Origin of the sequence: Pseudomonas sp. ENNP23 (assembly GCF_001728945.1) — a bacterium.
Lineage (GTDB): Bacteria > Pseudomonadota > Gammaproteobacteria > Pseudomonadales > Pseudomonadaceae > Metapseudomonas > Metapseudomonas otitidis.
This window is the reverse complement of record NZ_LYSP01000001.1, coordinates 192,872-206,646: the sequence shown is the minus strand read 5'-3', so window position 1 is coordinate 206,646 and position 13,775 is coordinate 192,872. Positions and strand designations below refer to the sequence as shown.

Below are 13,775 nucleotides of genomic sequence, written 5' to 3'. Positions count from 1 at the left end.
TCTGTTTCTGGCAGTTGGCCTGGCGTTACCGGGCACTGCACATGAAAACGCCGGCTTTCGCCGGCGTTTTCAATGGGGCTTGCTGTCAGCGGTTGCGGGTCAGCAGGGCGGGTTTTTCACCGCGCGGCCGGTTGCCGTTGCTCAGCTCGTCCAGTTGTTCCGGCGTCGGGAAGCGGTCGGCGCGGGATTCCTTGTGGATGATCTTCGGAGCCGGTTTGCGCGGCTCCTGAACAGCCGGCTCCTCGCGACGACGGGGTTCTTCCCGACGACCCTGGTTGCCACCGCCCTGGGCACGCTGGCCGCCGCTGCCGCCACGGCGTTGGCCATTGCCACCACCGCTGCTGCCGGCGCCACCCTGGTTACGGGAGCGACCGCCATTGCCAGCGCCGCTTCCGCTGTTGCTGCGGGCGCCCTGACCCTGGCCTTGGCCATTGCCGCCGCGACGGCCACGGCCCTTGTCTTGGTACGGGCTGACGTAGTCGGCACGGTTGCCGAAGTTGTCCACGTCATCGTCCAGGAACTCTTCCGGGTCGCGGTCCCTCGGGACCGGCGGGGGGCCGGCAGGGCGGGAGGCTTGCTTGCCAGCCGGGTTCGCCGACTGCTGCTGCGGTTGGGCGCCGTCCGCCTTGCCCTTGCCCTTGCCGCGGCGCTTGCGGCTCTTCTTGGCCTTGCCTTCGCCATCGGCGGCAGCCTGGGCGGCCTGGGGCTTGTCGCCGTTGCTCGGCTCACGCTTGGGCTTGTCGGCGCGGGGCTTGCGCTCCGGCTTCGGCGGGCGTGCCTCGGGGCGCTCGGCCTCGACGGTGGAGGGGTCGAAGCCCTGCAGGTCGCCGTCGGGGATGCGCTGCTTGGTTAGGCGCTCGATGGCCTTGAGCAGTTTCTCTTCGTCCGGGGCCACCAGCGAGATGGCCTCGCCACTGCGACCGGCACGGCCGGTACGGCCGATGCGGTGGACGTAGTCTTCCTCGACGTTGGGCAGCTCGTAGTTGACCACGTGGGGCAACTGGTCGATGTCCAGGCCGCGCGCGGCGATGTCGGTGGCCACGAGGATGCGGATGGCGTTGGCCTTGAAGTCGGCCAGGGCCTTGGTGCGGGCGTTCTGGCTCTTGTTGCCGTGGATCGCAGCGGCCGGCAGGCCGTGCTTGTCCAGGTACTCGGCCAGGCGGTTGGCGCCGTGCTTGGTGCGGGTGAAGACCAGCACCTGTTCCCAGGCGCCGACGGTGACCAGGTGCGCCAGCAGGGCGCGCTTCTGGTTGGCCGGCAGGCGGAACACGCGTTGCTCGATGCGTTCGACCGTGGTGTTCGGCGGCGTGACCTCGATACGCTCGGGGTCTTGCAGCAGCTTGTTCGCCAGGTCGGTGATGTCCTTGGAGAAGGTCGCCGAGAACAGCAGGTTCTGGCGCTGCGCAGGCAGACGCGCGAGGACCTTCTTGACGTCGTGGATGAAGCCCATGTCGAGCATGCGGTCGGCTTCGTCCAGGACCAGGATCTCCACATGGGAGAGGTCGATGCTGCCCTGACCCATCAGGTCCAGCAGGCGGCCGGGGCAGGCCACCAGCACGTCGATGCCCTTGGACAGGGCCTGCACCTGGGGATTCATGCCGACGCCGCCGAAGATGCAGGCGCTGGCCAGGGGCAGGTCGCGGGCGTACACCTTGAAGCTGTCGTGCACCTGGGCGGCCAGCTCGCGGGTCGGGGTCAGGACCAGTACCCGGGCTTGGCGCGCGACGCGGCGGTGGGATTTGTCCGGGTGGCCGTTGGGGAAGAGGCGTTCGAGAACCGGGAGGGCGAAGCCCCCGGTCTTGCCAGTGCCAGTCTGCGCCGCAACCATCAGGTCGCGACCTTGCAACACGGCGGGAATGGCCCGCTGTTGCACGGGAGTGGGCTGGGCGTAGCCGGCGGCTTCCACCGCGCCGACTAATGCCTCGGAGAGACCGAGGGAGGCAAAGGACATGGATGATCCTGTCTAGTTAGGGCTGGGCCCGGGGACTTGTCAGCCTGGCGAGGTACTGGACGAAAAGTGCTTTTCGTACAGGCCTTAGCAGCCGCTATGGGGAGCGCGGTGCCGTCCGGTCCCACTGGCGGAATGGAGGGCCAGTGTCCGGGCGAATGCCTGGCGGGAGTGCGGAGTATAACAGAGGCTTTCCCGTATGCAGCCCATTCAACCGCTCAACGGTTCGATCGCTTCACATCCCGGCGCGTTCATGGATTCAGCAGGAACACCACATAGCCTCTGAACCAGGGGCTCGCTGCCAGGTAGTCGGGTGCCTGCCATTCACCGTTCTGTACCAGGCCGATGCGGAACGGCAGGCGCAGGCGTGCCACGCGCGGCAGGTAGCGACCGTACTCGGGGATGGTGTGGCGGCCCTGGTAGGTCTGCACCACCACTTCGTCCACCACCTGGGCCAGGCGATTGATCACCTCGGGATCGCCGTTGCTGCCCCAGTCGAGCAGGCCGGTGATGCTCAGACGGTATTCAGCCGGCAGGCGCCGGCGCAGAGTCTGGAGAAAGTCGGCGTACTCGGCCAAGTAGAGGGTGCCGGCGTCGAAGTCGATCTGGATGCCGGTGACGGTATTGCCAGCACGCTTCCAGCGCGAAAGCTGAGCGAGCAGGGTCCGGTGCACGTCCTCGGTCCAGCGCAGGGTGTGGGCGCGATAGACCACCCAGATCTCGCCCTGGCGCAGGCGTGGTACGGCCATGCCCTGGGCGATGAAGCGCGCCGCCGGGTCGCCCGCGCGGCGCGGTCCGTCGATCTGGCCCTGGAGGATGTAGAGGGTCTTGGCCTTGGCCAGCAGGGGTTGCGGGCGCACGCCGCTCCACAGCCAGAAGGCGTCGTGGGTGGCGGCGTCGACCCGCTCGCTGGCGCCGAGCAGCGGGCTGGCCAGGATCAGCCCGAGGGCCAGGACTCTGGCGAACCCGAGGGGCATCACCAGTAGTACTTCAGCGCCTCGGCCCAGGTGCTCTTGGCGTAGCGCGTCTTCAGCGTCTGGAACCACTGCTTGCGCTGGGCCTTGCTGATGTCCTGGCCGTCGCAGGTGTTGTAGCCGGCGGGGGCGTAGCAGTTCACGGCACGGTACAGGGCGTAGGCGCGGTCGTTCTCGCTGGCCTTGGCATCGTCGATCACCGCCATGTAGCCGGCCAGGCGGGAATACGGCTTGCCGGGGAACTGGCTGGCGGAGCCACCCAGTTCGTCCTTCGGCGGCTGGGTGTTGAGGCTGAAACCGTCGAAGCCGTTGGTGCGGATGAACTCGCCGAGGCAGTTGCCGGCCTGGGCGTCCTTGGCGTTGCCCTGCAGGCGTGTGGCGATTTCGGTCAGATTGGGGCAGGCATAGCCGTCCTGCTGGCCGGCCCAGGCGAAACGGCCGACCGCCAGCTCGTTGCCGTCCTCGACCTTGGGCGTCGGGGAGGGGATCAGCGGCTGGTCCTTGAGGAAGGCGGCGTAGTCGCCGAACACCAGGTCCTTGTAGAGCAGGGTGAACAGTGCGGTGTCGCGTTCGCGTTGCGGCGCTGCGTTGTCTACCGCCTGGCGGCGCAGCAGGTCGGCGGAGGCGACGTTGCGCAGGAGGATCTCGCGGATCGGCGCGGTGCGCACCGGCGAGTCGGCGGCGAACAGCGGGTCGACCTGGCCGGCGCGGGCGCGGTTGAGGGCGACGGCCAGCTCCAGTTGGCCGCGCTGAAGTTCGTTGGGGTGGCGTTGCAGCAGGCGCTGCCAGAGCGCGTAGGCGCTTTCGGCGTCCCCCTTGGCTTCCAGCGCCAGGCCGCGCAGGGTTTCCTGGCTGAAGGTGACCAGGTCCAAGCGTGCCTGCGGGTCTTCCGCCGGCAGGGCCGCGAGGGCCTTGGCGGCGTCGTGGCCCCGGTAGAAGTGCCAGGCAGCGACCAGGTAGGTATGCAGCGCCGGGCGGTCGGCGAAGCGCTGCTTCTGCGCCTGCAACTGCTCCAGGCTGATCAGCGGCGGCTCGCCTTCGGCCGGGCGGCGCAGGCGCATCAGATCGGCCATGGCCAGCAGGGCCGGGTCCTGCAGGTCCTCGGGCTTCAGCGTGGGCAGCAGCTTGATGTCCAGCTCTTCCACCAGTTGGGGCAGGTCGAGGTTGCGCTTGGCGTCGTCCTGGGCGAACTGCCAGGCAAATTCGGCAGCGAAGCGACGGTTGTCGTTCAGCAACCAGTAGATGCGGCGCAGCAGGCCGCGCGCGGAGGTGGCATAGGCGCCTTCCGGGTAGGCGGCGAGGTAGGCCTTGAATTCGTTGTCGCTGGCGTCCAGCAGGGCGCGGTCCACCTTGGTCAGGTCGGGGATGCCGAACTCGTCGAAGGCGCCTTCCTGGGCCTGGTTCAGCGAGACCCGCGCCTTCAGGTAAAGGGCGGCCTCCTTTAGCCAGGGCTGGGGGCTGTCGGCGAGTAGGGTGAAGCGTTCACGGGCTGTGCCGAAGTCACCCCGGTAGAAGGCGTCGGCACCTGTCAGGTAGGCGAGGTAGGCCTGGCCGTCGGCAGAGGTGACGGTACCGGCGGCCGGCAGTACGTCGGCCGGTTGCGGGTCGCCCTCGCCGCATACGCTGAGCAGGTTCACGCGGCTGGTGGCCAGGGCCTTGCGCTCTTCGGCGGACAGGCCGCCGGTGCTGGCCAACTGCCCGACGAAGGCCTGGGTGGTGTCCAGGTTGTTGGTACGGCAGCGGTTGCCTTCACCTTCGGCGAACTGCTGTTCGGCCAGGGCGCCGTCTTCCAGCTTCACGCCGATTTGCTCCAGGGCCAGGGCCAGGTTCTCCACGCGGGGCGAGACCGACTCGGTGGCGGTGGAGTCCGCTTCCGCCGGCGTTTCGGGGACTTCGCTCTCTGGGGTAGCGGGGCTGAGCATGTCCAGGGCGAAGGGTGCCTGGGCGTAGCCACCTTCGTAATCGCTGGAGGGTTGCAGCGGGCTCGGCAGGCTCAGGCGGCCGGCGTCGGCGAGCAGCAGCTTGAGGTTGGCGCGGCTGTCGTTGCCTGGGCTGAGGAAGGGCAGGTTGCTGCAGGTGTTCAGGCTGTCTTCTACCAGCGCCCAGGTGGGGCTGCAGAAGAAGTCGAAGCTGGCGTGTGCAGCAGGGCTGGCGAGTACGCCTAGGATCAGCAGCGGGAGGAGGCGTGGCGCGGTCTTCATGGCATCGTCCTTGGGGAGGAGGGGCCGGTGTGCTTCCACCACCCGCCCGGGTCTCTATGGGTATCGCTAAAGGCTGCCTGCGTTGTCATCCCCGCCCAGGTTTCCGGCGGCGCCCTAGCGGGGAAGCTTGAGGTTGTTCCAGATGGCGAGGCTGGGCTCGGCCTGGTTCAGGGTGTAGAAGTGCAGGCCCGGAGCGCCGCCTTGCAGCAGGCGTTCGCACATCTCGGTGATCACCTGCTCGCCGAAGGCCTGGATACTGGCTGTGTCGTCGGCGTAGGCCTCCAGTTGCTTGCGCACCCAGCGCGGGATTTCCGCGCCGCAGGCGTCGGAGAAGCGCGCCAGCTTGCTGTAGTTGGTGATCGGCATGATGCCCGGGACGATCGGGATCTCGACGCCTTGCTGGCGGGCGCGATCGACGAAGTAGAAGTAGCTGTCGGCATTGAAGAAGTACTGGGTGATGGCGCTGTCGGCGCCGGCCTTCACCTTGTTGACGAAGTGCTTGAGGTCTTCTTCGAAATTGCGTGCCTGGGGGTGTACCTCGGGGTAGGCGGCCACTTCGATGTGGAAGTGATCACCGGTCTCGGCGCGGATGAACGCCACCAGGTCGTTGGCGTGGCGGAGCTCGCCGCTGGCCATGCCCATGCCGGAGGGCAGGTCGCCGCGCAGGGCGACGATACGGCGGATGCCGGCGTCCTTGTAGTGGGCCAGCAGGGCGCGCAGTTCGGCCTTGCTGTCGCCGACGCAGGACAGGTGCGGGGCGGTCGGCACCTGGATCTCGCCATCCAGTTGCAGCACGGTCTGCAGGGTGCGGTCGCGGGTGGAACCGCCGGCGCCGTAGGTGCAGGAGAAGAAATCGGGGTTGTAGCCGGCGAAGGTGCGGGCAGTGGCCAGGAGCTTCTCGTGGCCGGCCTCGGTCTTCGCGGGGAAGAATTCGAAGCTGTAACGACGGTCTTGGGACATGGAAAGCAGTCTCGTTCCAGCGGCAGGCCGTGGACCGCGGGTGCGGTCCACGGCCTGGGGCTGTCAGTAGCGGTAGGTGTCCGGCTTGAACGGGCCGGAGGCGTCGACGCCGATGTAGTCGGCCTGCTGCTTGGTCAGTTGGGTGACCACGCCGCCGAAGCCCTTGACCATCTCCAGGGCCACTTCTTCGTCCAGCTTCTTGGGCAGGACTTCCACGGTCAGGCGCTCAGCTTTCTTCTCGACAGGGAGATCGGCGAACTTCTGTTCGAACAGGAAGATCTGCGCCAGTACCTGGTTGGCGAAGGAACCGTCCATGATGCGGCTCGGGTGGCCGGTGGCGTTGCCCAGGTTCACCAGGCGGCCTTCGGCCAGCAGGATCAGGTAGTCGTCGTTGGCCGGATCGAAGCTGCCGGCGCCGGTGCGGTGGATCTTGTGCACCTGCGGCTTGACCTCTTCCCACGCCCAGTTCTTGCGCATGAAGGCGGTGTCGATCTCGTTGTCGAAGTGGCCGATGTTGCACACCACGGCGCGCTTCTTCAGCGCCTTGAGCATGTGGGCGTCGCAGACGTTGACGTTGCCGGTGGTGGTGACGATCAGGTCGATCTTGCCCAGCAGGGCGGTGTCGATGCTGGCTTCGGTGCCGTCATTGATGCCGTCCTTGTAGGGGGAGACCAGCTCGAAGCCGTCCATGCAGGCCTGCATGGCGCAGATCGGGTCGATCTCGGAGACCTTCACGATCATGCCTTCCTGGCGCAGGGACTGGGCGGAGCCCTTGCCCACGTCGCCGTAGCCGATCACCAGGGCCTGCTTGCCCGACAGCAGGTGGTCGGTGCCGCGCTTGATGGCGTCGTTCAGGCTGTGGCGGCAGCCGTACTTGTTGTCGTTCTTGCTCTTGGTGACCGCGTCGTTGACGTTGATCGCCGGGACTTTCAGGGTGCCCGCCTTGAGCATGTCCAGCAGGCGGTGCACGCCGGTGGTGGTCTCTTCGGTGATGCCGTGGATCCTGTCCAGCATCTGCGGGTACTTCTTGTGCAGGATCTCGGTCAGGTCACCGCCGTCGTCCAGCACCATGTTGGCGTCCCATGGCTTGCCGTCCTTGAGGATGGTCTGCTCGATGCACCACTCGTACTCCTGCTCGGTCTCGCCCTTCCAGGCGAATACCGGGATGCCGGCGGCGGCGATGGCGGCAGCGGCCTGGTCCTGGGTGGAGAAGATGTTGCAGGACGACCAGCGCACTTCGGCGCCCAGGGCGACCAGGGTCTCGATCAGCACGCCGGTCTGGATGGTCATGTGGATGCAGCCGAGGATCTTCGCGCCTTTCAGCGGTTGGCTGGCGGCGTACTTGCGACGCAGGCCCATCAGGGCCGGCATCTCGGACTCGGCGATGGTCAGTTCCTTGCGGCCCCAGTCGGCCAGGGAAATGTCGGCGACCTTGTAATCGTTGAAATCGGCAGGCGTGATGACAGCGCTCATGCGAACTCTCCATTCGTTGGGTGCGAATGGGCGCCGTTGATGCGTTTGGGGAACGCCCCATCCGAGCCTGACAGGCGCCATCGAAGACAGCCCTGCTGCAGCGCCCCTCGGACAGGTGGCGGGAACGGCCCGGTGGGCCGTTTGAAGCGGTGGAGATTATAGCGGCCCGAACGGCACTCCCCAAGGCTTTCCGTCTGCTGCTATCGAGGCGATTGAGCGCATCGCTTGGACGAGCCGACAGCGCCCTGCGATCATCGCGCCATCACTCGCCAACCGGAGGGATTCCATGAATTTCCACACCCGCAAATGGGTCAAGCCCGAGGACCTCAACCCCAACGGCACGCTGTTCGGCGGCAGCCTGCTGAAGTGGATCGACGAGGAGGCCGCCATCTACGCCATCATCCAACTGGGCAGCCAGCGGGTGGTGACCAAGCTGATGTCGGAGATCAACTTCGTCAGCTCCGCGCGCCAGGGCGACATCATCGAGCTGGGCATCACCGCCACCGAGTTCGGCCGCACCTCCCTGACCCTGCGCTGCGAAGTGCGCAACAAGATCACCCGCAAGAGCATCCTCACCATCGACCGCATGGTCTTCGTCAATCTCGGCGACGACGGCAAGCCCGCGGCCCACGGCAAGACCGAAATCACCTACATCCGCGACCAGTTCAAGGACTAGCGCCGGATTGGCCGCCGTGCCGCGACCCCGGTTGCGGCGGCCATGGACAGCCCCGGCCAGGGCTGGGAGGCTTCGCGCTCCCCTTCCTGACTGGAGCCCGCCATGACCCTTGCCTACTGGTGCCTGCTGATCGCCCTGTTCCTGCCCTACCTCTCCACGGGGGTGGCGAAGTTCACCGGGGGGGACTTCGGGCCCCGGCAGAACCACGACCCGCGCACCTTCCTCGCCGGCCTCACCGGCTGGCGCAAGCGTGCCGACAACGCCCAGCACAACGCTTTCGAAGTCACGCCGGCCTTTGCCGCCGCGCTGCTGGTCGCCCACCAGATCGGCCAGGCGCCGCAGCAGACCCTCGACCTGCTGGCCGTCGGCTTCGTGGTCAGCCGCGTGGTGTATTTCGTCTGCTACCTGGCGGACTGGGCGCTGCTGCGTTCGCTGGTGTGGTTCGCCGGCATGGCCCTGATCGCCGCGTTCTTCTTCGTGTCCGCCTGATGGGCGACGCCGCCGGGCGCACAGGGCTGCGACAAACTGTCGCCACCCTTGGTATTTACCCGGTGGGTGTCGATACTGTGCGCCCCGCCGCCAGTTGTACGGTGCACCGCTCCCATGAAGAAGATCCCGGCCCTGATCCTGCTTTCCGCCTGCATCGCCCTCAGCGCATGCGGCGGTGTCGATCCCAACTCTCCGCTGGGCAAGCGCCAGGCGCTGTTCAAGCAGATGCTCCATGTCAGCGAAGACATGGGCGGCATGTTGCGCGGGCGGGTGACCTTCGACGAGCAGAAGTTCGCCGACAACGCCAAGCAGTTGGACCAGTTGGCCCACCAGCCTTGGCAGCACTTCCCCCAGGTGCGCGAGGATGAGCACGGCAGCGATGCCCGTGACGAGGTGTGGCAGCGCCAGGAGCGCTTCCAGACCCTGGCCCGTGAGCTGGAGGCCGCCACCGGCCAACTGGCGACCGCCACGGCCAACCGCCCGCTGCAGCCCCAGGTCATGGCGCCGCTGGTGCAGAAGGTGGAAGACGCCTGCGAGGCCTGCCACAAGGAATTCCGCGCCTACTGAACCGGCGTGAACCCCTCCACGCCCGCCGCTCCCAGGCGGGCGGCCAGGTCGGCGACCTGCGGATGATGAAAGAACGCCTTTAGCTGCGCGGCCCGCTTCGGGCCCACGCCGGGGCGCTGTCGCCAATCGGCCTCATCGAGCGCGGCCAGCGCTCGCCAGTCTTCTCCTTCAGCGACGCTATGCCCCGGCGGTGCCCCCAGTGCCTTCAGCCAGTCGGCGAACGGCTTGCGCAGGGCCCGCTCTCGGGCTTCGTGGAAGGCCTGGCTGCGCGCGTGGGAGAAGCCCGGCACCGTGTCGAGGCGGGTGGTTTCCAGGTCCAGCCAGTCCAGCAGCCCCTCCAGCTTTCCGGCCTGTAGCAACTGTTCCCAGGTGCCGGTGCCGATACCGCGCATGTCCAGCCCCTGCTTGCCCGATAGCCAGTCCAGGCGGGCGAGGAACTGGGGACGGCACATGGCCTCCGGCGTCCAGCAGCTCAGGGGGTGGAACAGCGCCGGGTCGGGCGCGTCCGGTGCCGGGCGTTCCGCCGCGCGGGTCACCACCGCGTCCACCCTCGGAATGGTCAGTCCGGCCAGTGCGACCGATACCCGATCACCGGGGCGGACGTCCAGCGCCTGCCAGCGTTCCAGGGAGCCCAGGCCGACACGCTGGATGCGCCGGTCCTCCAGGGTGACCGGCTCCAGGTGCAGCAGGGGTGTGATGCGCCCGGTTCGGCCGATGCGGAACTCCACCCGGCGTACTTCTGCCAGTGCCTGGGCGAAGGGGTACTTCCAGGCCACCGCCCAGTGGGGCGGTCGTGGCTCCCAGGTGTGTGGTGCCGGTGCGCGACCCTGGCGCACCACGATGCCGTCGCTGGCGAAGGGCAGGGGCGAGCGGTACCACTGCTCGCGCCACTGTTCGACCTCGACGGCGCTGTGCACCGGGCGGGTCAGCCGACGGGTGTCGTCCAGGCCCAGTTGTGCCAGGCGATCGAGCCGCGCAGCCATCTCGGCCGGGCCGCCGGGCCAATCCCAGACGAACAGGCCAATGCCCGCTGCGTCCTCGTCATTCAGTCGCTGGCGTGCCATCAGCCCGGCGACCCGTCCCCGCGCACCCTGGCCGCCTGCTTGTGCCTGCACGTGGCCGGGGCGTTTCCAGTACAGCTCACCCTGCAGGACCTGCCGCCCGGCCAGGTCCGGCAGCTCGGTGGGGACCGCCGGCAACTGGCGGGCGCGGGCCGTCCAGTCTTCGCCCTGGCGCCCGTCGCCCCGGCTGATCGCCTGCTCCAGATGGCCGTCCCGGTACACCAGGGTCACGGCCACGCCGTCCACTTTCGGTTGCACCCAGAGGTCCTCGCGCCCCCGCATCCAGCGAGCGATAGCGTTGGCGTCGACCAGCTTGTCGAGGCCGGTCTGGGGCACCGGGTGCAACTGCTTGCCGCCAGCGCCGTCGAGGGGGGCGGCCGGGGAGCCGGCGACGGAGGGGAAGCACCGGCCGAGTCGGCCGCGTTCGGCCAGCGCCTGGTCGTACAGCTCGTCGGCCACCGGTGAATGCCCTTCGAGGTGATAGGCCTGGTTCCAGGCGGTGAGCTGGGTGTCGAGGGCGGTGAGTTCCTGGCGGGCCTTGTCTACGGGCCAGTCCGGGCAGGAGGGGGTGGCGAAAGTGGCGAAGGGGAAGGTCAGCAGGAGCAGCAGGGCGGGTGCGCGCATGGTGTCTCCAATGGCCGCGTCCTGGCGAGGTTACGGCCGATGCTGCCGGTCGCGGAGGGGAATGGTGGCGTGGAGAAGTGCATGGAAGGGCAGGGCGCCGGGGCGTCAGCCCTCGCTGGCGTCGTCGGGGTTGCCGCAGGCGTCGTCCAGGTGCTTGCTCACCTCGTTCTTCACCGAACCCAGCAGGGAGGCGGCCAGGCCGCCGCTGCCTTTCCCCGATCCGTCCTTCTCGGCCTGCAGTTCGGCACGCTGCTTGTCACAAGCGTCCTTCCTGGCTTGCTCCAGCTGCCCTTGCAGCTCGTCTGCCTGGACGCTGCCCAGGGTGGTTGCCAGGCCGGCGGCTGCCAGCAATGCCATCAACTTCTGCATGTCGTTCTCTCTCCTTGAATTGCCGGACGCAATGTCCCGCCGCGTCGTCCGGGCATACAGGGATGCGGCGGGGGCGCCAGTCTCGTCGAGGGGGCGTGCTTTGTGGGCCGAGAGGGTTGTGGGAAAGCGCCGGTGAGCGCGCGGGGCGTTGGGTGGTGTGCCGGCAGAGTGAGTGCAAACAAAAAGCCCCGCACGGTGGCGGGGCTTTTCGCTTTGCGTCGGCTTAGAGGCCGGCGGCGGCACGCAGGGCGTCGACCTTGTCGGTCTTCTCCCAGGTGAAGGTGCTGAAGGTGTCGTTGCCGACGGTCTTCTGCTGCGGGGTGCGGCCGAAGTGGCCGTATGCGGCGGTCTCGCGGTACATCGGGTGGAGCAGGTCGAGCATCTTGGTGATGGCGTAGGGACGCAGGTCGAACACCTCGCGCACCAGCTTGATGATCGTGTCTTCGGCGATCTTGTGGGTGCCGAAGGTGTTGATCGAGATGGAGGTGGGCTGGGCCACGCCGATGGCGTAGGAGACCTGGATCTCGCAGCGGTCGGCCAGGCCGGCGGCGACGATGTTCTTGGCCACGTAGCGACCGGCGTAGGCAGCGGAACGGTCCACCTTGGACGGGTCCTTGCCGGAGAAGGCGCCGCCGCCGTGGCGGGCCATGCCGCCGTAGGAGTCGACGATGATCTTGCGGCCGGTCAGGCCGCAGTCGCCCACCGGACCGCCGATCACGAAGTTGCCGGTCGGGTTGATGTGGAACTGGGTGTCCTTGTGCAGCAGCTCGGCGGGCAGGCAGTGCTTGATGATCAGCTCCATCACGCCTTCGCGCAGGTCAGCCATGGACACTTCGGGGTTGTGCTGGGTGGAGAGCACGACCGCGTCGATGCCGGCGACCTTGCCGTTCTCGTAGCGGCAGGTGACCTGGCTCTTGGCGTCCGGGCGCAGCCACGGCAGCAGGCCGGACTTGCGGGCCTCGGCCTGGCGCTCTACCAGGGCGTGGGAGAAGCGGATCGGGGCCGGCATCAGCACGTCGGTTTCGTTGCTGGCGTAGCCGAACATCAGGCCCTGGTCACCGGCGCCCTGGTCTTCCGGCTTGGAGCGGTCGACGCCCTGGGCGATGTCCACGGACTGCTTGCCGATGATGTTGATCACGCCGCAGGTGGAGCCGTCGAATCCGACGTTGGAGCTGGTGTAGCCGATGTCGTTGATCACGTCGCGGACGATCTGCTCGAGGTCGACCCAGGCGCTGGTGGTCACTTCGCCGGCGACGATGGCGACACCGGTCTTGACCAGGGTTTCCACGGCCACGCGGGCGTGCTTGTCCTGCTCGATGATGGCGTCGAGGACGGCATCGGAAATCTGGTCGGCGATCTTGTCCGGATGGCCTTCGGACACGGATTCGGAGGTAAACAGGGAGTATTCGCTCATCTATCGGTTTCCTTTACTACCGGTGGGTGAGGTCGCTTCGCGAGTCCGGTTTGGCGAAGTGCCGCACCTGAATCTGAAAGCCGTTCTTCAAGCCAATGTAGAGGCTCTCGCCGGGCGTGAGCCCCGCGGCATCGGCCCAACGGGCCAAATCGTCCTGTTCGAAGCCCAACCAGAGATCGCCGCAGGCCTCCCTGGCCCAACTCTGGTTGTGGCTGCACAACTCGGTTACCAGCAGAGCGCCGCCGGGTAGCAGGTGGCGGGCCAGCTGTTTCAGGGCCTCGGCCGGGGCGGCGAAATGGTGCAGGACCATGTTCAGCACCACACAGTCGGCGGCTTCCTGTTCATCATCCAGGGCATCGGCGAGCTTCAGCTCGACGTTCCCCAGTCCTTCGGCGTCGCAGCGCAGGCGCGCCAGCTCCAGCATCGCCGGGCTGTTGTCCAGCGCGACCACCTGCTGGAAGCGGCGGGCGAGGTCCGGCAGGAACCCGCCATCGCCCGGGCCGATCTCCACGGCGCTGGCCGTCTCGGGCAGTCGCAGCGCGTCCAGCAGTGCCAGCACACTGTCACGGTATTGCGGCAGTCCTGCGATCAGGTCCTGTTGGGCCTGAAACTTCTCCGCCGTGCGGGCGAAGAACTCGCGGCTGGCGGCTTCACGTCGCGCGTGCACCTCGGCAATGCGGCCCAGTACGTCGTCCGGCAGCGCCAGGGCATCCACCTCGACCAGCAGGGCGGCGTGCAGGGCGCCACCCAGGCTGTCGCTGCGGGCGATGGCGCGGCGGTAGAAGATCGCGTTGCCTTCGCGGCGCGTCGCCACCAGCCCGGCCTGGGCCAATACCTTGAGGTGATGGCTCATGCCCGATTGGCCGATGGCGAAGATCTGCGCCAGCTCCAGTACGCCGAACGAATCGTTGGCCAGCGCCCGTAGCACGTTCAGCCGCAGCGGATCGCCGCCGGCCTTGCACAGGGCGGCCAGCTCGTCGCAATCGTCATGGCGGATCTGGGGCACGCGCAGGTTCATG

Annotated in this window: 12 protein-coding genes and 1 riboswitch; of the genes, 3 read left to right on the top strand and 9 right to left on the bottom strand. The window is 67.6% G+C overall.

Annotated elements, in window-relative coordinates; genetic code table 11:
• Nucleotides 1–85: 85 nt before the first annotated feature.
• From A9G05_RS00850 to ahcY, 5 genes are all read right to left on the bottom strand, one after another.
• Complete coding sequence (locus A9G05_RS00850; RefSeq protein WP_069559174.1) at nt 86–1,951, bottom strand: DEAD/DEAH box helicase; 1,866 nt, start codon at nt 1,949–1,951, stop codon at nt 86–88.
• A 248-nt stretch (nt 1,952–2,199) separates the two neighbouring features.
• The gene (locus A9G05_RS00845) at nt 2,200–2,925 is read right to left on the bottom strand and encodes a DUF3142 domain-containing protein (RefSeq protein ID WP_069559173.1); all 726 of its coding nucleotides are present in this window, start codon (nt 2,923–2,925) and stop codon (nt 2,200–2,202) included.
• Complete coding sequence (locus A9G05_RS00840; RefSeq protein WP_069559172.1) at nt 2,925–5,123, bottom strand: hypothetical protein; 2,199 nt, start codon at nt 5,121–5,123, stop codon at nt 2,925–2,927. The genes A9G05_RS00845 and A9G05_RS00840 overlap by 1 nt, the downstream gene beginning before the upstream one ends.
• 114 nt (nt 5,124–5,237) lie before the next feature.
• Entirely contained in the window at nt 5,238–6,083 is an 846-nt protein-coding gene (metF, locus tag A9G05_RS00835; protein ID WP_069559171.1) for a methylenetetrahydrofolate reductase [NAD(P)H], read from the bottom strand.
• Between the two features lie 63 nt (nt 6,084–6,146).
• Entirely contained in the window at nt 6,147–7,556 is a 1,410-nt protein-coding gene (gene ahcY, locus A9G05_RS00830) for an adenosylhomocysteinase (protein WP_069559170.1), read from the bottom strand.
• 21 nt (nt 7,557–7,577) lie between these two features.
• Nucleotides 7,578–7,671, bottom strand: a riboswitch (S-adenosyl-L-homocysteine riboswitch).
• Nucleotides 7,672–7,842: 171 nt separating this feature from the next.
• Between ahcY and A9G05_RS00825 the strand changes: the two genes are divergently transcribed.
• The 3 genes from A9G05_RS00825 to A9G05_RS00815 all read left to right on the top strand — a co-directional run bounded on the left by A9G05_RS00825 (nt 7,843) and on the right by A9G05_RS00815 (nt 9,288).
• On the top strand, nt 7,843–8,232 hold the full coding sequence (locus A9G05_RS00825) for an acyl-CoA thioesterase (protein WP_069559169.1): 390 nt from the start codon (nt 7,843–7,845) through the stop codon (nt 8,230–8,232).
• A gap of 102 nt (nt 8,233–8,334) precedes the next feature.
• Nucleotides 8,335–8,721, top strand: a complete 387-nt coding sequence (locus A9G05_RS00820; RefSeq protein ID WP_069559168.1) for an MAPEG family protein — start codon at nt 8,335–8,337, stop codon at nt 8,719–8,721.
• Between the two features lie 114 nt (nt 8,722–8,835).
• A complete protein-coding gene (locus A9G05_RS00815) occupies nt 8,836–9,288 on the top strand; it encodes a cytochrome c (RefSeq protein WP_069559167.1) in 453 nt (150 codons plus the stop codon).
• Here A9G05_RS00815 and ligB read toward each other — a convergent pair.
• The 4 genes from ligB to A9G05_RS00795 form a co-directional block, all read right to left on the bottom strand.
• The gene (gene ligB / locus A9G05_RS00810) at nt 9,282–10,973 is read right to left on the bottom strand and encodes an NAD-dependent DNA ligase LigB (RefSeq protein ID WP_069559166.1); all 1,692 of its coding nucleotides are present in this window, start codon (nt 10,971–10,973) and stop codon (nt 9,282–9,284) included. The two genes, A9G05_RS00815 and ligB, sit on opposite strands and share 7 nt — an antisense overlap.
• 105 nt (nt 10,974–11,078) lie before the next feature.
• Nucleotides 11,079–11,342, bottom strand: a complete 264-nt coding sequence (locus A9G05_RS00805) for a hypothetical protein (protein WP_069559165.1) — start codon at nt 11,340–11,342, stop codon at nt 11,079–11,081.
• Nucleotides 11,343–11,565: 223 nt separating this feature from the next.
• A complete protein-coding gene (gene metK, locus A9G05_RS00800) occupies nt 11,566–12,756 on the bottom strand; it encodes a methionine adenosyltransferase (protein ID WP_069559164.1) in 1,191 nt (396 codons plus the stop codon).
• Nucleotides 12,757–12,772: 16 nt separating this feature from the next.
• Nucleotides 12,773–13,774 (bottom strand): metalloregulator ArsR/SmtB family transcription factor, encoded by a 1,002-nt coding sequence (locus A9G05_RS00795; protein WP_069559163.1) that lies wholly within the window; start codon nt 13,772–13,774, stop codon nt 12,773–12,775.
• Nucleotide 13,775 lies beyond the last annotated feature (1 nt).